Consider the following 22,056-nt stretch of genomic DNA (forward strand, 5'->3'; position numbering starts at 1 on the left):
GGGATCTCTCGCCCGTCCGGCCTCTCGGTGGCCGGGCGGGCGTTCTCGTTGTTCAGGGTCGGTTCCGAGGCCGTCCTGGTGCTCACTGACCGCCGCTCAGGATCGTCGAGATCCGGTCAGCCTGTTCGGCGCTCAGCTCCGGGGCCTCATCAACAAGACGACGCACCGCTTCGCGATAGTCGCCGTCGGCGGTACTGGGCGTGCGGTACTCCCGCATCCACGGATCGGTCTCAGCGAGGTCAAACCGATATAGAGTGCCGACGCGAAGATGCGGCAAACCGCGCTTGATCAGGCGGTAGATGGTGACTTTCGAGACGTCGTAATGCTCGGCAAGGTCGGCGGGAGATAGACGATGGTCGGACACGTGGAACTCCGGTGATCGGAATTGGTTCCACGGCCCCGCTCGATAATGAGGTGGCCTCGGCCTCCACCCTGAGCGCGGGTTGCGTGCGGCCACCGCGAACGATGGCCAGTGCAGCCTCCAGATGAATCACCGCTACTACCGGGGCGTCTCGGTCGGCTCCGACAGGTGTCGTGTGATCCGGCGCGCTGGCTCCTGCCGAGGCAATCACCGCCGAGCGCGTTGTGACAACGATAGCGCAGCGGAGGGCAGGCGTGGAAGTAGGCGATCACTGGCGAGTCCCCTACCCCGAGTCCGGTAGGCGTTGTGTATCAACCGATCTCGGCGCAACTACCGCTCGCGGTCATCGCCGCTGCAACAGATTGCACCTACCTACAACACCGACTCTTGTAGGTAGGTGTCGCATGTTGTCGCATGGGTGTCGCATGGGGTGTCGCATCGAGGCCGAAACGTCATCACCGCTGGTCACACCCCATAAATGGCCCTCCGATCAGGCACGTGTCGCATGTGTCGCATGGGTTGTCGCGCGCGGACGGATGGTGTCGCATGTGTCGCCCGGTTTCCATAGACGCACATTTTTAATATCTATCTATCTATCTCCGGGGAATCAGGTTGCGACGTGCGACAGGTTGCGCGCCCCCATGCGACACATGCGACACCTACCTGGTGATTGAGGCTCTACCAGCGGTGATGCCGGTTTTCGGGGATGCGACACCCCATGCGACACCCATGCGACAGGTTGCGACACATGCCTACTTCAGTCGGCGTTGTGGGGCGGTATCGTCGAAAGTACCTGCCCCACAACACCTATCGAAGTCGTATAGGGTTGCACGTAATTGGTACATAGTGGGTACATGACCCCCGGACCAGCGATGTGTCGTGAGGACTCGCGACGTCGAGCTGAGCGCGCTCACCAGCTCCGAGCCCTCGGTCGGACGTGGTCGGAGATCGCCGACTCCGAGGGGTTCCGTTCACGCGGTGCGGCGCAGACAGCCGTGCGCCGGTACCTCGAATCCGAGCCCGGCGAGTCTGTCGAGGAGGTTCGTCGGTCGGCAGCTGAGACCCTGCGGATCACCCGCTCGATCCTCCTCGGTCGAGTCGCCGACGCGACTCAGCGCGGCGACGACGACACGTTGGTGAAGCTGAGCCGCGAGGTCCATCGCAACCTCGCACAGCTGGCGCAGTTGGTGGGCGCGAACGCTCCGGTTCGCTCCGAGGTCGAGGTGGCGGTGAAGTCCTCGCCGTCGTCCATCGTCGATCAGGCTGAGCGCCAGCTGCTCCAGACGATCGAGGGTGAGGTGGTCGAGTGAGCGCGGGATCGAAGGCGGTGGGTATCAAGGCGACGATGGCCGTCGCTCGCGACATCGCCGACGCCAAGCTGGACCCCGCCGATCTGACGGCTGAGTTCGTCGCTGACGCACGATCTCTATTCGGGGCGGTCGTTGGGCCGGACGATCCTCTCTGGCCCGTACAGCTCGACGTAGCCCGTCAGGTGCTCGGCCTCGGCGGCGTGTCCGCCGATGAGCTGGCCGAGTGGCTGACCGTCGCTCGCCGTCGTGCGACCGGCGACGACGAGATTACGCCGAATGCCGAATCCGAATCCTGCACGCGCCCATAGGTGTTACGTCAACGTTCGTCGGAGTAACACGGTAGACTGGAGGCATGGCAAACATGCGTGTCACCCGTACCCGTCCCACCGCTCCGACCGGGACCGCAGTCGCCTACCTCCGGGTGTCGACGCAGGAACAGTCGGACTCCGGCCTCGGCCTCGACGCACAGCGTCGGACCATCGAGGCATACGCCGAGGCTCGCGGGCTGACGATCGTCGGATGGTTCGAGGACGCCGGAGTGAGCGGTGGCACCGCACCGACCCGACGCCCGGCGATGGCCGATACCCTCGACGCGCTGGCCGACCGGCAGGCCGAGACCCTGCTGGCAGCGAAGCTCGACCGCATCAGCCGGTCGCTGGCCGACGCGGTCGACCTCGATCGCATCGCAGCCAAACAGGGATGGACGATCACGACCGCCGACCAGATGGTCGACACCACGACCCCGGCAGGCCGGGCGGCGATGAACATGCTCCGGGTGTTCTCCGAGTTCGAGCGCGACATGATCAGCCAGCGCACCCGCGAGGCACTGGCCGAGAAGCGGGCGCAGGGTGTCCAGCTCGGCACGCCCTCGAAGCTGGCCGACTCGGTCGTCGAGCGGATCTGCAGAGCTGCGTACACCGGTTCGTCGCTGCGCTCGATCGCATCCTCGCTGGAGGACGACGGCGTGCTGACCGGTAGCGGCTCGATGACCTGGCACGCCAACGCGGTGCGCCGCGTGCTCGACGGCAACCGAGGTCGGGCGGTGACCGCCGAGTTGGAGGCGGCGGACCCGGACCACTCCGCCGCATAAGGTTGCGCAATGACCTCGGATGCCGACAACCCGACCCCAGACAACGCCACATCGAGGCCCGCCGATATGCGGCGACAGATCGAGGAGAGCCAGCGCGTCGCAGAAGAGTGGTTCGACGAACCCTCGACCGACGTCTATCGACTGCTCTGGCAGGTGTGCGGTGCGTGGGAGACGGTGATCGAGGAGGTCCGGTTCTTCCAATACGTCATCGCGGAGAACCCGCCGACCGAGCCACCGTTCGTCTACCCCGACGGCGGCACGGTGGCAAAGGATCTGCGCCGCATCGCCCGATGGCTGAACCTGCGCCTGCCGAGCGAGACCGAGTGGACCACCGAGTGCAAACGCGCCAAGGCGATGCGCGACGATCTCGGCCACATGCTGCACTTCAGATCGGTCACCGGCGAGAGCCCTAACCAAGTGGTGACCCTGCTCCGCGTGCCCTTCTGGGAGCCCGACGAGATGCGTGTCGAGAAGGGAAGCGTAGGACGTTGGGACCACGAGAGTCAGACGTACGTGCCAGAGCGTGAAACAGGCTGGGCGTTTCACAACCGCAAGACCGTGACGATCACCGAGGCCGAGGCTCGCGAGGTTCTGGCCGGACTGAGGTACGTGAAGGCGTGCATCTTCGCGCTCCGCAAGTTCGGGATGCAGTTCGCGGTGTGGGGCGACTCGAAGGACATCGAGTACGTGCTGCGCATCTTGCCGTGGTGGCTCGACGATTGGGGTCCTCGCCCCGGCGAGGATGGCTGGACCGTACCGACCATGCGCCAGTTGCGGGAGATCCCGCAGCACGAGTACATCGAGTCCCTGCCGGAGTCGCAGCGCCCCGTCGTCTGACCGTCTGACCCCCGCTGTCATGACCGTGGACAGCACAGAGTCTCGCCCGCGTAATGACCGAAGTCAGTACAGTTTCGCCGAATCTTCGCAGCGGCGATGCACGCCTGAGTCGTAGCGTTCGGGCTCATGAGCGCCACAGCATCGACTCCCCTCCGATCCCTGATCGGCTGTCGGGTCGTCGAGGACGCACGGGCGCAGCGACGGGCCGAGTCACCGGCTGAGCTGGCTCACCGGCTCGACCCCGGATTCGTCGTGACCCCGACGATTGCACTGCTCTCGGATCTCGCGGTGCGCTCGGTCGTCGAGCCCGACCAGCGCGACATCGTGACGACCCCGCCGCGCACCGGCAAGTCCCGTCTGCTGGCGATCTGGACTGTCGTCTGGGCGTTGGCCGATGACCCCGACCTTCAGGTTGTCCTCGTCTCCTACAGCGACGAGCTGGCGCAGGCTCACTCTCGCGAGGCGCGTCAGTTGATCGCCGAGCACGCCGACGTGCTCGGAATCCAGCTCAGCCCCGACAAGACAGCGGTGGGCCGCTGGCGGGTTGACGGCCACAAGGGCGGACTACTCGCAACCGGAATCAATAGCGGCGTAACCGGTTTCGGTGCTGACCTGCTCATCATTGACGACCCGGTGAAGGATGCCACCGAGGCCGACTCGGCGGCGCATCGCCGACGGGTGGTGAACGAGTATCGCTCGACTTTGTCCACTCGTGTGCATCCTGGCGGGTCCGTACTGCTGGCGATGACCAGGTGGCACGAACGGGACCTCGCGGGTGAACTCCTCGACGCCGAGCCCGACGTCTGGCAGCACACGAACATCCCTGCGGTCTCCGAAACCGGCGTGCCCGACGCTCTGGGCCGTGACCGGCGCGGCGTCGCGATGACCTCGGCGCTGGGCTACACCCCGGACCATTACGCAGCGGCGCGACGGACTTCCGGCGAGCGCACCTGGTTCTCGCTCTACCAAGGTGTCCCGACTCCGCCCGACGGTGGTCTGGTGCATCGAGACTGGTTCGACCGGTGGCGTCTGTCGGCACCGCCCGTCGACCCGGTGCTGACCGTCGTCGGCGTCGACCCGTCGGACTCCGGGCGCGGCGACTCCTGCGGAATCGTGGCCGCGTCTGTCGGCTCCGACGGTGTGGTCGCGGTGATGGCCGACCGCTCGGCTCCGATGACGTCTGATCAGTGGGCCAGAGCTGCGGTCGAGCTGGCGATCACCGTCGGCGCATCGGTGATCGCTGTCGAGGGATTCACCACCGCCGAGACCTATCGGCAGGTGGTCGAGAACGCCATCGCCGCGATGAATCCGTCGCACTCGATCAGGGTCACCCCGTGGCGGGCAAAAGGTGATGCGGTCGCTCGGTCCTCTGCTCTCCTGCAAGGTCTGGAGACCGGCACCGTCCGCGTCGTCGGCGAGCTGCCCGGTCTCGAAGGTGCTGCGGTGCTCTGGCAGGCCGGGCAGCACCAGCCCGACCAACTTGCGGCGCTGGTTGTCGCACACGACGTCGCGGCCCGTGCCGCTGGTGCCCGCGTCGAGTTCGCATTGCCTGCTGGCCGGATCGGCGAACGGGCGATGCCCGGCGAGGTAACCGCGATGGACGCCTATCTGCGGCGCAGGGTCACCGACCGACCTGCCTGACCACAACGGCACCGCACCGCTGCACCCCTGTTTCGTAGCGTCTGCGGTATGAGTACAACCGCAGTGATCAGTCCGGCCTCGCGACCCCCGGCGTCTTGGCAATCCCGCTTCGCCGCCCTGAAGTCGCGAGGTGCGACCGACGACGATCCTCGGATCGTCGAATGCCTTGCTGCACTTGCCTACTGGCGGTGCCGTCGGGTGATCGACGTCGAAGTCGACCACCTCACTCCCGCAGATGCCGACGCGCTTGCCGAATTGCTGCGCACTCCCACCGACTCCCGGTCTCAGGCCACCACGGCCTAGATCGAGATCGCCGTGTATCGGGCCTCGACGATGCGCAGCACCCCACCATCACCCGCGACGTGTCCAGGTTGGACACACCGCACCACACTCACCGAGGAGATCCACGACATGACCACCGAGAACCGAACCGAGATCGAGGAACACATCGTGGACCTGATCAGAGCGAGAGTCGACGACGGCGAGTTCATCCCGATCAGCACTATCGAGGCCGAGATCCCCGGCACCTATTGGCAACGCGCCGAGGTGACTACCGACCTCTGGCACCGAGGCGTGATCGACATCGTGAAGGTCTCCGGCTCCCCGCTGGTCTCGGTCCCTTGGCCCGGTTGGGCACACAACCCCGCAAAGGGTCCTCGCCGCCTGCTGGCGGTGGCGTGATGTCGACGGCCACCACCGAGGAGGTATTCGAGGCGGGCCGCGAGTTCGCGTCGGCAGTGCTCGCCCGACCCGGACTCGACCGCGCCGAGATCTCTGCTCGTGTGGCATCGGTCTTCGGGCACCTTGCCGACGGACGCCTCGACCTCGCACGCCGAGCCGCACGGTCCGGCCTCACCGCGCCTACAGCACAGGAGAACCACACCCATGTCCGATGACCACGACCGGCTCGATCTGCTCCGGGACCAGCTCACGCCGACCGATGGCGACTGGCTGCGAGCCCTGGAGCTGGCCGAGGCCAACGCCAACCGCGACCGTCAAGGCGTCGCCGACGTCCTCGCAGCGGCGATCGAGGCCGGAGACCAGCCGCGTCTCGTCGGGCTCATCGTCGCCTACCTCGCGGTGTTGCCACCGCCCCGGCTCGGCCTGGTCAAGGCGCTGCGGATGAGGACGGAATCAGCCGCATTCGACAACATCGTCGCCGACTTCGGCGACCAGATCGGAGAGAACCAGTGACCGGACCCGACGAGACCACCGACCCGACCCGCGTCGTCCATGCTGACGCCCGAACTCGGCTATCCGAAGGTGATCGCCCCGGCAGCGCGTTCCACGCCGCCATAGCGCGACACAGCGGCGAACAGGTCCTCGACGACGACGGTAAACCCTGGTCGAACATCACGTAGACCCATTGCGCCACAAGACAACACCGACACAGTAAGGGATTGACCATGGCCCGCACCGCACCCGCCGCCGGGACTCACACACGGTTCACCGGAGGCACCACCCGGCAGCCGCGACCGCTGACACAGCCTGAGCTGCGCGACCGGCGACGTACACATCTGCCCGTCACCTACACCAACACGTTCGATCTCGTCGAGGAGATCGAGGCGATCACCGCCCCGCTGGCCGAGCTGGTCGCTGCGCAGCCCTCCCCGGCACGCTTCGCACCCGAGGTCGAGGACGTGGCCAGCGCGGTCAGCGGCGCTCTCCGGCATATCGCGAAGATGGTCGCCGAGAGCGAAGCACGGCGTAAGACTGCACGGGTACCTTCCGAGAACCGAGACCGAGCCCGCCGAGCACTCGTTGAGCTGGTCGACCTGCCCGGAGATCCCGAGATCGCCCCCGAGGCCATCGCGGCGGGCACCTGGCCGGACATCCTCGCCGAGCACTGTCGCCCGTATGCAGATCCGCTCGCCGCGCTGCTGGGTCGGGCGTTGCCTCCGGGATCGACCCGAGGCGCGATCTCGATCTCCGAGCGCCTGGAGGCCGAGCTACGCGAGATCGACACCGCAGCTCTCACACTGACGCGCCGCATCACATATGTGCAGAGTCACCGGGACGAGGATGCCCCGGCCCGCAAGCGGTCTCGCCGATCCTCGGCGAAGGCCGACGCCCGCGCCACCCTCGACGAACTCGGCATCAACGCATGAGCGCCGAAGCGTGTTGGTCACCGCCCCACCAGTGCCCCGACTGCCGAGGACCGTCGCGCTCATACAAGGGCAACCATCATGGCTGGCGGTGCGACGGATGCGTCGATACCGCGATCGGCCTGCACCGTGCGCCGACACCGGGGGAGCGCCGAGCGGCGCATTACGCGCAGACCAAGACCACCTGACCGGGCTTTCCTGTCGCCCAAGGTCGAGACACCGGCCTGCTGGCTACGGGCCGAGGTCGGTGTCTCGACACCCTCACACGAAAGATGGACACCATGACCAGCACCCTGACCTACTCAAACATCACCGAACGCGAGCGCCGACGGCTGCACGTCGCGGTGCATGAGGCGGCGCATAGCGTGGCCACCGTCCTGCTCGGCGGACACGTTGACCGGGCGCGGATCATCGACGGCAAGATATTCGGGCTGCGTGGTGAGACACAGACCCGTGACCTGCCGTCTGAGCATGAGCCGCTGGTCGCCTTCGCTGGGCCGTGGGCCGAGGGACGCTGGCAGCACGGCACCCGGCCACCGCTGGCCGAGATCTGGGCGAACCTCGACGGCTGCGGGTGGCGCGACCGGGACGCCATCACCGCCGCCTGCGGCATCGCACTACCCCCGGAACGCCATCGCGTCGAGGCACACCTGTCGACGACGTGGGATGCCGTGATCTCGGTCGCCAAGGTCTTGCACCGCGAGGGCGAGATCCGGCACGCCGACGTCTGCTCCGCCCTCCAGATCCCCGCCACCAGCAACGGCCACCACCGAGCGATTATCGCCTCCGGCACGTGGCCGGTCCGCCTCACTCTGCCCACCGCCTGAGTAACCAAACACCAACGGAGACAACACCATGACGACCCCCGGCCTACTCCCGATCGAGTTCGCGGCACCGCTGGTCAATCCGAGCCCCACCGGCCTGTTCGCGGCGACCACCTGGACCGATGACGAGATCCCGCGATGGCTCGCAGGCGGTGTCCGGGTCCGGCTGCACAACTACAGCGGCGAGGACGCATTCGGCATCTGGGCAGCCGACTGGTGCCCGGATCCCGATTCTGACGAACTGAAGACCGGCACCCGACCCGAGGTGCCGGACCCCTTCGACCCGATCACGTCGTGGGCGTTCGACAGCTGCGACATGACCTCGCCCTCGCAGGCCGAGGTGCGGACGCGGGTACAGCAGAACTTCCGCCTGGTCGAACAGGTCGCCGTCGAGCGCGAGTTCGCAGCCCGGCTGATCGCCGACACACCCGCTGGACCCACACCGGGCGACATCGTCGCAGCGGTGGGTCATCTGGAGGCGGAGCTGGCGAAGACCAACACCGTCGGCCTGGTCCACGCCTCCGCTGCGGTCGCATCGACTGCGGCACAAGCGAATCTGATCATCGCCGGTGGTGGCGCGGCCCGAACCCCACTCGGTCACTTGTGGGTGTTCGGTGGCGGATACGTCGAGGGTCTGGGCAAGGCGTTGGTGGCCACCTCGCCGACGTTCGGGTGGCGAGATACCGTGGCCGTCCGGGACACCTTCGCGCCCACCGAGAACGAATACCTGGCCATCGCCGAGCGATCGGTGGTCGTCGGATACGAACGGGCCGTCGCCACCTCCTGGCTCGCCTGAGCCGCAGATCTTTCCACTGTGTCGGTCTGGCGGCGCATACTCGCACCGTGGAAGACACTTGGACCAACCGAGACCTGCCCGTGCTGCGTGCCGCCGTCGAGATATTCGACCGGACGGGCGACCTTGCCCAACCGAGCCAGCTGGTAAGCGCGTGCGGGTTTGACTTCGACACTGTCCGTCGTGCTGTTCGCGCTCTCGGTCAAGGACCATACTTCGGGGCCGTGGAATCCGACTACGACGGCGGCGTCTACATCGCAGGACCACCGACTGACGAGGCATTTCGGGTCGCGGGGATGTGGCCGTCCCCGGAGACTCAGCTGGAGCGTCTGATCGCCGCGCTCCAGACCGCAGCCGACGACGACACCCGCCCAGACGAGGAACGCAACCGGTTCCGGCAAGCCGCAGCATGGCTCGGGACGACTGCGTCCGCTATAGCCATCGGTGCGCTCGGCGGCGCTGGCGGCAACATGCTGACCGGGTAACGCAGCCCTGCTCCCAGATTGTCGTACTAGTCCGTTCTAATGGTCGGCATGAGCTGCTTTCTGGACTTCTGGCACTGGTGGACAACCGCACGGGTAGCGTCAGCTGCCGCCGTCGCTGGAGCCGGAATGGCCGTCATCACGGGCACGACAGCCGTCAAGTCACTACGACACAACAGAGACGCGACGATGCGCACCAAGCGGCCAATGATGGTCGCGGTTCTTAGCCCGACCGGGAAGATGTCTGCCGGGCTCGTAGTCTCCAATGCCGGACCGTCGATCGCTCGCGACGTCAAGGTGTCGTTCGACCCGCCGTTACCGACTCACGACACGACCGACGACGGGCAGCAGAGCATCATCCCGTTCGTTCGCAACCGCTACTCGAAGTCGATCGCGGCCTGGGCTCCGGGATACGTCGCCCGGAACGCGTTCCTGATCCTCGGAGATGAAAAGGATGAACAGGGCCGTCCGACCAACGTAGACGGCATCCCACGAGAAACCGACATTGTGTTCGAGTATCAGGACGACGACGGAAACCTCTATGCCGATCGAATGTCGCTCGATCCGACCTTGATTGAGGGAGAGACCTGGTCCGTCAACAAGCGCAACCGGGGTGGCGAGGAAACGATCCTCCATGACGGCTCACCTTGGCTGAACGAGTGAGGTAGCAGACGGTCGACGAACACCCGTTCGCCCCGCCTACCGATTGCCTACCGATTGCCTAAGACACCAAGCAACGCACCGATACGGGATAGACAACCGAGGACGTGTAAGCCCTGGTAGATGAGACGCCGAGCGACGCGAAAGACACCCGCGCACACCGACTTTCACACTGGCAGTGTGGGGGTCAGGGGTTCGAGTCCCCTTAGCTCCACCCGATGACGAAATCCTCCGACTCCGGTCGGAGGATTTCTTCGTTTCGTCGGAGTGTCTGCGGTGGGTGTCGGTCGGTCATTCAGGGGTTGTCGGCCATGTGGACACCGGCAGTCCCACGTCCTCGGGCGCTTCGCCAACTCCGCGTCGACCGCCGGGTCGCCAAGTCGGCCGAGCCACTCGAGCAGCGCCGGATATGCCGCCGGGTTCCGGGCCGGCGCCGCGTGCAACCGTGGGTCGGACCCGGAGATCTCGTCGAGCGTCTCCGCGGGCGTGGTCGGGTCTGCCGCTATCTCTTCGGTGTACGTACCGCCGACCGAGATGAAGGTGGTGTCGTGCGGGACCTCGGGTGCGCCTGACGTGCCGGACTCGGCGTGGCGGTCGGCACGAGAGGCAGCGCCGGGCCGCGCCTCACCAGGCGGGAGCGGTCCGGCGGCGGCAACGGTCCCGGTGCGTCGTCGCCGGCACCGCCCGACATCGGCTGCGTTCGCGTGGTGCTCGGCCCCTCTGCGGGTAGTCCGGGATCACTCCCACCAATCCGGGTCGGCGCGGTCTCCGAATGGCCAGGCGGCGGTAACCGTTGCCGCCCCCACGGAGCAGGAGAGCTTTCATGATCACTGCCAAGCGCGCAACTGTCGGATTCTTCATCGCCGCGGCCGGAGCCGGAGCGATCGTCGTCGGCGCCGGCCACGCTGCCGCCGCACCCCAGGTGTGTCCGGGGCTGCCCGGGCAGACCACACAGCAGTCCCACTGCTCGGCCCAGTCGAGTCCCAACGGACTGAGTCTGGCCGTCGCCGACGGGGGCGGCGTCGCCCGGTCCGCGGCCACAGGGTTCGCCGGACCCGCTGCCATCGCCATCGGCCCCGGCGCCTCGGTACAGATGAACGGCATCAAGCCGGGCCTGGCCATCGGTATCGCCGGCCCGAACGCGTCGGTCGTCATCGACGGCAAGAACGCCCCGGTCTGCACCGGCCCCGGTTTCGCGTTCGGCGGAGACTTCCAGACCCTCAAGGGCTGCCGGCACTGAGTCCGCGACGTGCGACCGGCCGGACGTCCGGGATTTCGGACAAGCCCGATCCGACCGCGGAACGGGCTTGTCCGTTCTGGCGCCTTGTGCCCTGGGCCGACCCGGATACGGCTCGCCCGCATCGTGTCTCCCCCGAGGGACTGCGAGGACGCGTCCTGCACTGTTCCCACTGGGTGTGGCAACCGTTTGCTCGACCGTGCCGCGAGCGCGATCTGCGCCGTCGCGGCCCCGGTCACCCTACGCATGGTCAAAAGGCGACCCCGAGGCTTCTCCGGTGAGTTCGGCTCACCACTCGCGCAGACCGCCACGCAGACCGGCTCGGTGCGAGCCACCTGGTCGAGACCCGCGGCTCGGCGGCTCGGCGGCGACCCTCCATCTGCTTCGCAAGAGAGATGCCGGCCTGGAATTGTCCATGTCCGACACGGTGATCACCGATCACACGGCCGGTGTCCGCCCAGGCCATCGGCGGCCGGTTCCTCGACCGCCAATCGCTGATCGTCACCGGTTCGGTACCGCTACACGCCGGAGCGGTCGCCGCGTATCGCCGACGCGACGGGTGAGACACTTTGACATCGAAGGCTTCTCGCCCCTACCCGCTCGGAACCCGTTGCTGCTTGCGCAGTTTCGGCGCATCGATGACGCCGGCTATCGACCGGCCGCCTGACGTAGTCCGGCCAAGAGCATGTCCAGTCCCGCGCGGAACTGCGCGGCGTCGTCGTGGGTGGCGAACTGGTCGGCGACGAAGTGCAGGAACGGGAACTGTTCCGGGTCGCTGGCCCGCCAGCGGTCGGCGTAGCGGGCCAGGAACTCCTCCCGGCTGACCGATCCGTCGACCACCTCCTGCGGCGGCGGTTGCTGGCCGAGATCGGCAGCGGTGCCGATGACGAAGCTCAAGATGGCCGAGGCCGCGTGGAAGGTCTCCGTCGGGCCCATCCCCAGCCGCATGACCTGGGCGCCGATCCGCTCGAAGAGCGCCACCCCGTTCGGCCGCGAATCGGCGTCGGCGGCCAGGTAGGCACCCAGCCACGGCCGGTCGGCGACGGCGTCGAAGAGCGTGTGTCCGATCGACCGCAGGTTCTCGATCGGATCGGCGGCGTCGCCGGTGAAGGCCTCGGTGTCGGCGACGACCCCGGCGAGCACGTGGTCGGTGGCCCGGTCGAGCAGTTCTTCTTTGTTCGCGACATACCAATAGATGCTGGCCACGCCCCCGCCGAGGCGCTGCGCCAATGACCGGAAGGTCAACGCGGACTCGCCGGCCTCGTCGAGCATGTCGACCGCGGTGGAGATCACGGCCTCCATCGAATGCGAGGCGCGGCGTCGCGTCCGGGCCGGACGCGCGGCGTCGTCGGTCTTCGTCATGGCTTCCATCATGCCCCCTTGCACGATTATCGAACAGCGTTCTATCCTCGAACCATGTTCGATAACCGAACACTGTTCGATAGAAAGAGAGGTGGACCATGACGACAATCGAGAACTCCGCGCCCACGCGCACCTATCCGTCGCTGCGGGCCGCATGGATACCGATGACGGCGCTCTGCCTGGCCTTCTTCGTGGAGATGGTCGACAACACCCTGCTGAGCATCGCGCTGCCGACCATCGGCCGTGATCTGGGCGGCGGAACACTGGCCCTGCAATGGGTCACCGGCGTCTACTCGCTGACCTTCGGCGGGTTGCTGCTGACGGCCGGTTCGGCCGCAGATCGACTGGGTCGACGCCGGGTGCTGCTGTGGGGTCTGGGCGCATTCGGCCTGATCAGCATCGGGGTGATCTGGGTGCAGTCGACCGGCGAACTGATCGCCCTGCGGGCCGCGCTCGGCGTGGCCGCCGCGGCGATGGCGCCGGTGACCAACTCGCTGGTCTTCCGGCTCTTCGACACCGACGCCCTGCGGATGCGGGCGATGACGGTGATGATCGTCGTCGGCATGAGCGGTTTCATCCTGGGTCCGCTGCTCGGCGGCACCGCACTGGCCCACATCAGGTGGGAATGGCTGCTGCTGGTCAATGCCCCGATCGCACTGGTCGCCTGGCTCGGTGTGCGCAAGGGCGTGGCGCCCGACGATCCGGCGGACCTCACCGACGATCGGCTGGACCTCCCCGGCGCGGTGCTGTCGATCCTCGGTATCGGCTTCGCCTGCTACACCCTGACCGCCGGCGTCGAACAGGGCTGGACGTCGCCGGCCGCGCTCGGTTCGGTGGCCGCGGCGATCGTCGCGGTGGCGCTGTTCATCTGGCACGAACGCCGAACCGACCAACCCATGCTCGATCTGTCGGTCTTCCGCAACGGCACCGTGCGCGGAGCGGCGATCGCCCAGATCGGGACCTCGATCGCGATGGCCGGCGTGATGTTCGGGCTGATCCTGCACTTCCAGTACGCCTACGGGTGGAGTCCGATGAAGGCCGGCCTCGCGAATCTGCCGCTGATCATCACCATGGTCGTGGCCACCCCGCTCTCGGAGTGGATGGGCAAGCAGTTCGGTCACCGGATCGCCTGCCTGATCTCCGCAGTGCTGCTCGGCGGCTCCCTGGCCGGTATCGGATGGTCGGTGGAGCACGGCTACCTGCCGATCGCGCTGTTCATGGTGACCTTCACCATCGGGCTGCGCACCGTGATGACCATCGGTGCGGTGGCACTGATCTCCGGCATGCCGGAGAACCGCACCTCCGTCGGCGCCGCCCTCAACGACACCGCCCAGGAGGTGGGCAGCAGCATCGGGACCGCGGTCGTCGGCACCGCCATCGCCGCCCTCGTCACCGCGGTGCTGCCGGACGGGGCCTGGGACTCCGCTCTGGTGCAGTCCTTCTTCCACGGTGAACGCATGACCTACCTGCTGATGGCGGCGCTGACCACCGTCCTGGTCGCCATCGGTGCGATGACGCTCACCGATTCCCGGGACGTGGAGGAACAGCATTGAGCGAGCGACCGGCCGCTCTCCGCGGTGATCGTGCTGCGTCGTCGGGTACGTCCATGGACACGGGCGCACCCGACGACGGCAGCATCACGCTGAGGACTACTGCGACAACAGCAATCACGCACAACACGGTCAGCACCGTCTCCGGCCCCGAGCTGTCGGCGATCGCGCCCAGCACCGGGGCGAACAATCCGCCGACGGTCACGGCGAGACCGAGCGTGACGCCGGCGGCGGTCCCCGGCCGGGACGGCAGATAGTCCTGGCCGAGCTTGACGAGCACGCCGAACGGGATGTTGATCGCGATTCCACACAGTGCGGTGAGCGCCATGCCAAACCACGGGTCCGGGACCACCCGCACCAGCACGAGTGCCGGGATCGCCGCGATCGAACCCAGTTGCACCACCCGCACGTCGCCGATCCGGTCGGCCAGGCGACCACCCAACAGGGTGCCCAGTACGCCGCCGCCGAGGAAGGCGGTCAATGCCACCCCACCCATCGCCGACGACGCGCCGTGGTGCCGAATCCAGAACAGCGCCAAGAAGGTGTTCATCCCGAAGAAGACGATCGAGCGCACCACCTCCAAAGCGGTCAGCACCGAGAACGCCACCCAACGGTCCCGCCCGCCCGCGCTCGGTGTGGCGGCGTGCACCACCTCGCGCCGCTGTTGATGACGCATCAGGATGACGGCCATCAGCACCGCGGGTGGGATGAACAACGCGGTGCCGCCGACACCCAGATGCGCCAGCGCCGGGGTGACCAGTGCCGGGGCGAGGAAGAAGCCGACGCTGCCGCCGGCCGCGAACAGGCTCATCCCCGCCGCACTCCCGGCCGCATCACGCCGGGCGTCGCGACCGGCGGCAGGATGGAATGCGGCCACCCCCAGCCCCGACAGCAACAGCAGTATCCACACGGTGACGTAGGTGGGCATCAGGCCGGTGAGCCCGGCGGCGACACCCGCCACCGCCAGCCCGCCCGGGGCGAGCCAGAGCATCGGCCGACGATCGGCGATCAGCCCGATGAATGGTTGCGGCAGTGAGGATCCGAGCGTGGCGGCCAGCGCGAGGCCGGCAGCCGCGGTGTAGCTGTATCCGCGGTCGAGGACGAAGAACGGGATCGAGGCCGGCACCAACCCCTGATAGAAGTCATCGATTGCATGGGCGATCATCCAGTGCCGCATTCGTTTCCATATGCCTGCACTATCTCGGCCGGAGGCGGGGCGGGTCGTCGTCGAACTCATGGATCACACGGTAGGAGGCCCCCAGCGGTGTCCACTTCCGATAAGGTGACAACTTATGTCGGAAAACCGCCACGCTGGTATCTCAGTCGCCGAGGGCACGTTGTCACCCACAGTGACCGCGGTCGAGCGGCATCCCGGCGGGCATCACATCGCCCGGCACCACCACTCACGTCACCAACTGGTGTACCCGAGCAGCGGCCTGGTGGAGGTCACCACCGACGCAGGCACCTGGGTGGCCCCGTCGGATCGGGCGATCTGGGTGCCGGCATATTCCTGGCACGAGCACCGGTTCTTCGGTCGCACCGAGTTCCACTGTGTGGCCATCGATCCCGAGGTGTATCCGTTCCCCGGCCAGGGACCGCAGGTGGTCGCCGTGTCGGCACTGGTGCGGGAGCTCATCATCGCGTGCTCCCAGGCCGTCGAGCCGCTCGACGATGCGGGCGTGCGCCTGCGTGCGGTCCTCGTCGACCAGTTGCGTCCGTGCGGGGACCCCGCGTTGTGGTTGCGCAGCCCCGTCGACGACCGGTTGGTGCGCGCGTGCGCGATCGTGACCGACGATCTGACACGGTCACATTCGCTCGCCCAACTCGGTCGGCGGGTCGGCGCCGGGGAACGCACCCTGAGCCGGCTGTTCCGCGACGACCTGGGCCTGACCTATCCGCAGTGGCGCACCCAGGTCCGCCTACATCGCGCATTGATCCTGCTCGCCGACGACGTGGCCGTCACCGATGTCGCCCACCGCTGCGGCTGGGCCACACCGAGTGCCTTCATCGACACCTACCGCCGCACCCTGGGCCACACTCCCGGAGCCCGGCGCGGCCGATAGCATCGGACCGGACCGCTCCTCACCGCAGAGCGGGCGGATCGTATCTCGGTTCGTAGATCATGATCTCGCCCGCGCCGGGAACCTTCACCCCGATCGTGTAACCCCACGGCTGTTCGGCCGGCGCACCGGTGAACTCGGCACCCTTCGCAGCGAGTTCACTCATGGTGACGGCGAGGTCGTCGCACATGAAGGAGACGTCGAACCGCTGGTCGGTACCGCCCGACCGTCCTTCGTACTCCCACGAACTCGGGTGCGCGGCCAACTCACTCGGGCCGGTGGTGAAGATCAGCCACCCACCGCCGGTATCGACGCCGGGAAATCCCAGGACGTCCTGGAAGAACGCCCGCGCGGCCTCTGGATCGTCGCAATAGATCAGCGAGTGCAGACCGGTGATCATGTGTGCCAGAGTACTTCTTCGCGGCCGAGCCCACAGCGCGACGGCGAATGTTCTGCCGGTCGCACGGGTGAGGTGACCACATCGGCCGTGGTCGCGTTTCGAGTTCGGCCTGCGGAGATTTCGACACGCCTCGTCGCTACGCTCCTCGTCGGCTCAATCACCGTGACACTACAGCCAATTGCCTATCCCCCCAATATGGTTGAGACCGAACCGGGTGACACAAAGCTCCACAAACCACCAATTACCCAGCCCCCCACGATGGTTGATCCGGGACCGAGCCCGATGGGCGAGGACCCGAGTCGAAACCTCCCCCACCGACCCCGGAACGCAACCACCGCGGGCGACAAAACGCTCCACAAACCCCCAATTACCCAACCCCCCACGATGGTTGAGCCGGGACCGAGCCCGAAGGGCGAGGACCCGAGTCGAAACCTCCCCCACCGACCCCGGAACGCGACCACCACCAGGAGAACACCTGACCCCCACCGCCACCCACAAACCCGGGATCGCTACGACTTCACGAGTGCCGGCGGCTGCCAGCGGCCGTCGAGCGCCGACGCGTGGGGTGCGTAGAGGCGCAGGGTGATGCCCAGGTCGCCGGCGGCCGCCGGGAGCCAGTTGGCCTCACGCCCGGCACCCGGATTGGTGCGTTGGATGAAGATGTCGAGTGAGCCGTCGTCGTTGTACACGAGGGGATCGCGGTCGCCGAGGGCGAACCGGTCGAGCTCGTTGGCGACCTGGAACCCGTCCGCGTCGTACATCGTGACCGACCAGAATGCCGATACCGGCGGGAGGGCGTCGGCATCGAAGTGCAGCACGTAGTCGGTCTCGCCCACCGGCTTGTCGCCGTCGGCGTCGACCAGCAGCAGCGGGTAGATCGCATCCTCGGGCGGGTTCGCGCCGAGTCCGACCAGCGTGACCATGGCGCGCAGCAGGTAGAAGTTGCCGTATACCCCCATCCCGCCGGTCAGCATTCCCCATCCGTTCGCGGGTCTGGCGAGCAGGCCGGGGGCGGCCCGCAACGACTGGAGTGCCGCATCCGCACCGGCCTGCAGCTGCTCGAGGTCCGCCTCGGTGAACGCCGACGCGTCGAAGTCCCGACCGACGCCGATCCCCAGGTGGCCGAGCCTCGCCAGCTGGGAGAAGTCGGTGGCGTGGGGCGGGTTCACCGCGAGAAGCCTTGCCGCGTAACCGAAGAAGTCCACCGCTTTCATCGCGTTCACATATCCCAGCGGCTCGGTGTCCGGGTCGAGATCGGAATCCACCGAGGCGTGGCTGGTACCACCGGGTTCGGTGACCGACAGTCCGTCCTGGAATGCGTTGACCGCCGCATAGTCATCCGGCCCATTCGTCTGGGTGCGGCCGATGACCCAGACATAAGGCGTCGGGGAGGTGATGAGCTCGGCACCGTCGGAGACCACACCGTCCCACCCCGGTGGTGCGACCAGGTAGTCCTGCGCGCCGGTGCCGGTGGTGCGCTTGCCCGGGTTGGCGAAGACGTCGGTCCACATGTCCAGCATCGGCAGCATGAAGTACCGGTCGCCGCTGTCGGGGACATGGATCCGCACCGGGCCGCCGGTGAGGTCCAGCCACGCCGACGAGTACAGCGTGTCGAAGTTCGGACGCACCACAGCACGGAAGTCTGCGGTCGGGAAGGCGCGGATGTGATGAAAGGTGTTCGGCGGACCGAACGCCGGCCTGGCTCCGGCCGGCGCGGCTCCGGTGACCCGTCGGGTGACGTCCATCGTCACCAGGGGATAGAGATAGATGTACGCCTCGTGTGCCAGGGTCTTCAGATCATCGGACAGGGTGCTCATGGGGCTCCTCGGTCAAGGATGGTTGTGCCGCAGCCGAACAGAGCCGATCTCACAGGACCCTGTTCTGTGATACGCGCAACAGCCTACGCCCGAGTGGCGGGTCGATGACCCCGAAACGCCACGTCGTCCTGTGTTCGGACCATGTGCGACGACCACACCGCATCACACCATCGCCCGGCGAGGATCAGGGCTCGCGACGACCGATCCGGGTCAGCTTCTCGGGGTTGCGCACAAAATCGATCGATGTGACCCGGCCACCGGCGATACCCAGCGCCACGATGCCGTCGAGGTCGCCTCCGACGAACACCAGCAGTGCCGGGTTGTGGTTGACGACCGCGGCGCGCATCGTCTTGGCCGGACCGCCCTGACCCGCCAGACCGGCCAGGAACCGGGCGATCGCATCGGCACCGACGATCGGGCGGAGCGCCGCCCGCACGATGCCACCACCGTCGGCGGTGAGTACCGCCGACGGGTCGAGGATCTGCAGCAGCCCCTCGAGATCACCGGAGGTCGCGGCGTCGGCGAAGGCCTCGACCACCTCGTGATGAGTGGTCGGGTCGACGTCGAACCTGGGTGTGCGCGAATCGATGTGCGTGCGGGCGCGTGATGCGAGTTTGCGGCATCCGGCCGGACTGCGACCCAGTGCGGTGGCGATCTCGTCGAAGGAGAGCCCGAAGAGGTCGTGTAACACGAATGCCGTGCGTTCGGCCGGCGACAGCGTCTCCAGGACCACCATCATCGCCCACGACACCGACTCCGCCAGGGTGACCGAGTCCGCCGGATCGGGCGCGGTCTCCACCGGTTCCGGCAGCCACGGACCGACATAACTCTCGCGGCGACGACGCGCCGAACGCAGGACGTCCAGAGCCAACCGGGAGGTGGTGGTCACCAGCCAGCCGGTGAGATCGTCGATCTCGCCGTGATCGGTGCGCTGCAAGCGAATCCACGCGTCCTGGACGACATCCTCGGCTTCGGTCACACTGCCCAGCAGACCGTAGGCGACCCCGACCAGACGGGGCCGCAACGCATCGAAGGTGGCCGGCACGGAGTCAACAGAACCGGACATCTCAGCCCCACTGCCCCGGGGTGTAGTCCCCGGCCGGGGTCGCGACGACGACATTCATACGATTGTAGGCGTTGATCAGCGCGATCAACCCGACCAATGCTGCCAGCTGTTCGGTATCGAAATGCTCGGCGGCATCGGCCCACACACGGTCGGGAACGCCCCCGGCGGCGTCGGCGATCCGAGTGCCCTGCTCGGTCAGCGCCAGCGCGGCGCGTTCGGCGTCGGTGAACATCGTCGCCTCCCGCCAGACCGCGACCAGGTTCACCCGCTGCGCGGTCTCACCGGCGTGGGCAGCATCCTTGGTGTGCATGTCGGTGCAGAACCCGCACCCGTTGATCTGGCTGGCACGGATCTTCACCAGTTCCTGGATGGTGGCGGGCAGCGACGAATCGCTGATCACCTTGCCCGCCGAGTTGATGTACTTGGCGAACCTGGCAGCGGTCGCGTTGCCGAAGAAGTCGAGTCGGGCGGTCATGATGTCCTCCTTGGTGTCATGCGGTCGACAAGAGGACGGGATGGGCGGGCGATGTGTGACATCGCTCGGCCGCGCAACCTTCCCACGGGGCGTCGACGCCACCGGGCGGGAGCCGTCCCGCCGCCGCCGACCGACGGGTGCGACGATGGACCGATGACCGCAACCCTCGTCGCCAAGGACGTCTCCGGCGGGTACGCCCACCGTGTCCTGTTCGATCGTCTCGATCTCACCGTCGCGCCCGGTGACGTGATCGGTGTGGTCGGCGCCAACGGCGCAGGTAAGTCGACGCTGCTCCGTGTGCTCGCCGGCGATCTCGCGCCACTGGAGGGCACCGTGTCCCGCTCGCCCGCCGATGCCTTCGTCGGATGGCTGCCCCAGGAACACGACCGCGTTCCGGGCGAGACCGTCGCCGGGTACGTCGCCCGGCGCACCGGCTGCGCTGACGCCGCCAAGGCCATGGACGACGCCGCGGCCGCCCTCGCCGATCCCGATGCGGCCGGCGGTGGGGATGACCCGGGCGACGTGTACGCCGCCGCCCTCGACCACTGGCTGGCGACGGGTGCGGCCGACCTCGACGAACGTCTGCCCGCCGTCCTCGCCGATCTCGGGTTCGACGCCGAGTTCGGAGCGCCCGAGGATGCGTTGATGACCGGCCTGTCCGGTGGTCAGGCTGCCCGCGTCGGCCTCGCCGCGCTGTTGTGCTCACGCTTCGACGTCGTGCTGTTGGACGAGCCCACCAACGATCTCGATCTCGACGGACTCGCCCGCCTCGAAGAGGTCGTCGCCGGCATGCGCGGTGGTGTGGTCCTCGTGAGCCACGATCGAGAGTTCCTGGCCCGCAGCGTCACCCGTGTCATGGAGATCGATGCGGCACAGCACACCAACGCCCTCTACGGCGGTGGCTACGAGAGCTACCTGGAAGAGCGCGCGGTGCTGCGCCGCCACAAGCGGGAGGAGTACGAGGAGTTTGCGGCCAAGAAGGCCGACCTCGTCGCCCGTGCCCGCGCGACCCGCGAATGGTCGAGTCAGGGTGTCCGCAATGCGATCAAGAAGGCCCCCGACAACGACCGCCTGCGCCGACGTGCCGCCACCGAGTCCAGCGAGAAGCAGGCGCAGAAGGTCCGGCAGATGGAGAGCCGGATCGCCCGCCTCGACGAGGTCGCCGAACCCCGTAAGGAGTGGGTCCTCGAATTCTCCCTCGGTGCGGCACCCCGATCCAGTTCGGTGGTCGCCACCCTCAACAACGCCGTTGTGCGACAAGGCGACTTCACACTCGGTCCGGTGTCGTTGCAGGTCGACGCCGGAGAACGCATCGGGATCACCGGCCCCAACGGTGCGGGCAAGACCACCCTGCTGCGACTGCTGCTGGGCCGGATCACGCCCGACGAGGGCAGCGCAGCCCTGGGCGCGAACGTCGAGATCGGCGAGATCGACCAGGCCCGTGGACAATTCACCGGACCACAACCACTCGCGGCGCGATTCGAGGAGCTCGTCCCCGACTTCACCACCGCCGACGTCCGGACCCTGCTCGCCAAGTTCGGGCTGCGCGCCGACCACGTCGACCGTCCCGTCGACGACCTCTCGCCCGGTGAGCGCACCCGGGCCGCGATGGCGTTGCTGCAGGCCCGAGGCACCAACGTACTGGTCCTCGACGAGCCCACCAACCATCTCGATCTGCCCGCGATCGAGCAGCTCGAGGCCGCACTCGAGTCCTATGACGGCGCCGTTCTGCTGGTGACCCACGACCGTCGGATGCTGGCGAATGTCCGCGTCGATCGCGGCTGGCGGGTCGAAAATGGACGGGTCACCGAGACGAACTGACGCCCGCGACCGCGCCCGGCGGTGGCCGGGTTCCGACACGGGCTGCGGCGATTTCGACACGGGTCCTCGCCCTTCGGGCTCGGTCCCGGCTCAATCAGCAACCCATACACGATGATTGAGCCGACGAGGAGCGCAGCGACGAGACGAGTCGAAACCTCCGACAGC

Annotated in this window: 26 protein-coding genes and 1 pseudogene; 19 read left to right on the forward strand and 8 right to left on the reverse strand. The window is 67.4% G+C overall.

The genetic code is table 11. The features are described from left to right. Positions 1 to 82 precede the first annotated feature (82 nt). A complete protein-coding gene (locus ACWDUA_RS12285; RefSeq protein ID WP_449751292.1) occupies positions 83 to 364 on the reverse strand; it encodes a helix-turn-helix domain-containing protein in 282 nt (93 codons plus the stop codon). Positions 365 to 1,215: 851 nt separating this feature from the next. Between ACWDUA_RS12285 and ACWDUA_RS12290 the strand changes: the two genes are divergently transcribed. The 14 genes from ACWDUA_RS12290 (at position 1,216) to ACWDUA_RS12355 (ending at position 10,106) form a co-directional block, all read left to right on the forward strand. Then, positions 1,216 to 1,671, forward strand: a complete 456-nt coding sequence (locus tag ACWDUA_RS12290; protein ID WP_449751293.1) for a hypothetical protein — start codon at positions 1,216 to 1,218, stop codon at positions 1,669 to 1,671. After that, positions 1,668 to 1,979, forward strand: a complete 312-nt coding sequence (locus ACWDUA_RS12295; RefSeq protein WP_449751294.1) for a flagellar hook-length control protein — start codon at positions 1,668 to 1,670, stop codon at positions 1,977 to 1,979. Before ACWDUA_RS12290 ends, ACWDUA_RS12295 begins: the two co-directional genes overlap by 4 nt. 44 nt (positions 1,980 to 2,023) lie before the next feature. Then, the gene (locus ACWDUA_RS12300) at positions 2,024 to 2,761 is read left to right on the forward strand and encodes a recombinase family protein (protein WP_449751295.1); all 738 of its coding nucleotides are present in this window, start codon (positions 2,024 to 2,026) and stop codon (positions 2,759 to 2,761) included. Positions 2,762 to 2,770: 9 nt separating this feature from the next. Further along, positions 2,771 to 3,598 carry a hypothetical protein gene (locus tag ACWDUA_RS12305; protein WP_449751296.1) on the forward strand — a complete coding sequence of 276 codons (828 nt, stop codon included), beginning with the start codon at positions 2,771 to 2,773 and terminating at the stop codon, positions 3,596 to 3,598. Positions 3,599 to 3,724: 126 nt separating this feature from the next. Next, positions 3,725 to 5,239: a terminase large subunit domain-containing protein gene (locus ACWDUA_RS12310; protein ID WP_449751297.1), complete on the forward strand. Its 1,515-nt coding sequence runs from the start codon at positions 3,725 to 3,727 to the stop codon at positions 5,237 to 5,239. 48 nt (positions 5,240 to 5,287) lie between these two features. Further along, the gene (locus ACWDUA_RS12315) at positions 5,288 to 5,542 is read left to right on the forward strand and encodes a hypothetical protein (protein WP_449751298.1); all 255 of its coding nucleotides are present in this window, start codon (positions 5,288 to 5,290) and stop codon (positions 5,540 to 5,542) included. A gap of 108 nt (positions 5,543 to 5,650) precedes the next feature. After that, positions 5,651 to 5,920 (forward strand): hypothetical protein, encoded by a 270-nt coding sequence (locus ACWDUA_RS12320; RefSeq protein ID WP_449751299.1) that lies wholly within the window; start codon positions 5,651 to 5,653, stop codon positions 5,918 to 5,920. Further along, a complete protein-coding gene (locus tag ACWDUA_RS12325) occupies positions 5,920 to 6,135 on the forward strand; it encodes a hypothetical protein (RefSeq protein WP_449751300.1) in 216 nt (71 codons plus the stop codon). Before ACWDUA_RS12320 ends, ACWDUA_RS12325 begins: the two co-directional genes overlap by 1 nt. After that, positions 6,125 to 6,433 (forward strand): hypothetical protein, encoded by a 309-nt coding sequence (locus ACWDUA_RS12330; RefSeq protein ID WP_449751301.1) that lies wholly within the window; start codon positions 6,125 to 6,127, stop codon positions 6,431 to 6,433. The genes ACWDUA_RS12325 and ACWDUA_RS12330 overlap by 11 nt, the downstream gene beginning before the upstream one ends. Before the next feature lie 212 nt (positions 6,434 to 6,645). Next, positions 6,646 to 7,347: a hypothetical protein gene (locus ACWDUA_RS12335; protein ID WP_449751302.1), complete on the forward strand. Its 702-nt coding sequence runs from the start codon at positions 6,646 to 6,648 to the stop codon at positions 7,345 to 7,347. 278 nt (positions 7,348 to 7,625) lie between these two features. After that, positions 7,626 to 8,171, forward strand: coding sequence for a hypothetical protein (locus ACWDUA_RS12340; RefSeq protein ID WP_449751303.1), 546 nt, complete (start codon positions 7,626 to 7,628; stop codon positions 8,169 to 8,171). Positions 8,172 to 8,199: 28 nt separating this feature from the next. Beyond that, entirely contained in the window at positions 8,200 to 8,964 is a 765-nt protein-coding gene (locus tag ACWDUA_RS12345; RefSeq protein WP_449751304.1) for a hypothetical protein, read from the forward strand. A gap of 221 nt (positions 8,965 to 9,185) precedes the next feature. Beyond that, positions 9,186 to 9,446, forward strand: coding sequence for a hypothetical protein (locus ACWDUA_RS12350; RefSeq protein WP_449751305.1), 261 nt, complete (start codon positions 9,186 to 9,188; stop codon positions 9,444 to 9,446). Between the two features lie 126 nt (positions 9,447 to 9,572). Beyond that, positions 9,573 to 10,106 carry a hypothetical protein gene (locus ACWDUA_RS12355; protein ID WP_449751306.1) on the forward strand — a complete coding sequence of 178 codons (534 nt, stop codon included), beginning with the start codon at positions 9,573 to 9,575 and terminating at the stop codon, positions 10,104 to 10,106. Between the two features lie 164 nt (positions 10,107 to 10,270). On the opposite strand, the gene ACWDUA_RS12360 is transcribed toward ACWDUA_RS12355, so the two are convergent. Then, positions 10,271 to 10,639 carry a variant leucine-rich repeat-containing protein gene (locus ACWDUA_RS12360; RefSeq protein ID WP_449751428.1) on the reverse strand — a complete coding sequence of 123 codons (369 nt, stop codon included), beginning with the start codon at positions 10,637 to 10,639 and terminating at the stop codon, positions 10,271 to 10,273. 287 nt (positions 10,640 to 10,926) lie between these two features. On the opposite strand from ACWDUA_RS12360, the gene ACWDUA_RS12365 reads away from it, so the two are divergent. Beyond that, entirely contained in the window at positions 10,927 to 11,343 is a 417-nt protein-coding gene (locus ACWDUA_RS12365; RefSeq protein ID WP_059037706.1) for a DUF6764 family protein, read from the forward strand. 446 nt (positions 11,344 to 11,789) lie between these two features. Further along, positions 11,790 to 11,903: pseudogene (locus ACWDUA_RS12370) on the forward strand (TAXI family TRAP transporter solute-binding subunit); the annotation flags it as partial. Between the two features lie 85 nt (positions 11,904 to 11,988). Here ACWDUA_RS12370 and ACWDUA_RS12375 read toward each other — a convergent pair. Beyond that, positions 11,989 to 12,702 carry a TetR/AcrR family transcriptional regulator gene (locus ACWDUA_RS12375; protein ID WP_449751307.1) on the reverse strand — a complete coding sequence of 238 codons (714 nt, stop codon included), beginning with the start codon at positions 12,700 to 12,702 and terminating at the stop codon, positions 11,989 to 11,991. Between the two features lie 98 nt (positions 12,703 to 12,800). Here ACWDUA_RS12375 and ACWDUA_RS12380 point away from each other — a divergent pair, with 98 nt between their 5' ends. After that, the gene (locus ACWDUA_RS12380; protein WP_449751308.1) at positions 12,801 to 14,255 is read left to right on the forward strand and encodes an MFS transporter; all 1,455 of its coding nucleotides are present in this window, start codon (positions 12,801 to 12,803) and stop codon (positions 14,253 to 14,255) included. On the opposite strand, the gene ACWDUA_RS12385 is transcribed toward ACWDUA_RS12380, so the two are convergent. Further along, positions 14,221 to 15,489, reverse strand: a complete 1,269-nt coding sequence (locus ACWDUA_RS12385) for an MFS transporter (RefSeq protein WP_449751309.1) — start codon at positions 15,487 to 15,489, stop codon at positions 14,221 to 14,223. The genes ACWDUA_RS12380 and ACWDUA_RS12385 overlap by 35 nt on opposite strands. Before the next feature lie 55 nt (positions 15,490 to 15,544). On the opposite strand from ACWDUA_RS12385, the gene ACWDUA_RS12390 reads away from it, so the two are divergent. Next, entirely contained in the window at positions 15,545 to 16,315 is a 771-nt protein-coding gene (locus ACWDUA_RS12390; protein ID WP_449751310.1) for an AraC family transcriptional regulator, read from the forward strand. 19 nt (positions 16,316 to 16,334) lie between these two features. On the opposite strand, the gene ACWDUA_RS12395 is transcribed toward ACWDUA_RS12390, so the two are convergent. The 4 genes from ACWDUA_RS12395 to ACWDUA_RS12410 all read right to left on the reverse strand — a co-directional run bounded on the left by ACWDUA_RS12395 (position 16,335) and on the right by ACWDUA_RS12410 (position 20,070). Next, entirely contained in the window at positions 16,335 to 16,712 is a 378-nt protein-coding gene (locus tag ACWDUA_RS12395; RefSeq protein WP_449751311.1) for a VOC family protein, read from the reverse strand. Between the two features lie 509 nt (positions 16,713 to 17,221). Then, positions 17,222 to 18,529, reverse strand: coding sequence for a DUF1254 domain-containing protein (locus ACWDUA_RS12400; protein WP_449751312.1), 1,308 nt, complete (start codon positions 18,527 to 18,529; stop codon positions 17,222 to 17,224). A 184-nt stretch (positions 18,530 to 18,713) separates the two neighbouring features. Further along, positions 18,714 to 19,595: an RNA polymerase sigma factor SigJ gene (sigJ, locus tag ACWDUA_RS12405; protein WP_449751313.1), complete on the reverse strand. Its 882-nt coding sequence runs from the start codon at positions 19,593 to 19,595 to the stop codon at positions 18,714 to 18,716. Between the two features lies 1 nt (position 19,596). Then, positions 19,597 to 20,070: a carboxymuconolactone decarboxylase family protein gene (locus ACWDUA_RS12410; protein ID WP_449751314.1), complete on the reverse strand. Its 474-nt coding sequence runs from the start codon at positions 20,068 to 20,070 to the stop codon at positions 19,597 to 19,599. A 153-nt stretch (positions 20,071 to 20,223) separates the two neighbouring features. On the opposite strand from ACWDUA_RS12410, the gene ACWDUA_RS12415 reads away from it, so the two are divergent. After that, the gene (locus tag ACWDUA_RS12415) at positions 20,224 to 21,891 is read left to right on the forward strand and encodes an ABC-F family ATP-binding cassette domain-containing protein (RefSeq protein WP_449751315.1); all 1,668 of its coding nucleotides are present in this window, start codon (positions 20,224 to 20,226) and stop codon (positions 21,889 to 21,891) included. The last annotated feature ends 165 nt before the right edge of the window (positions 21,892 to 22,056 follow it).

Source organism: Gordonia sp. NPDC003376 (assembly GCF_053589235.1).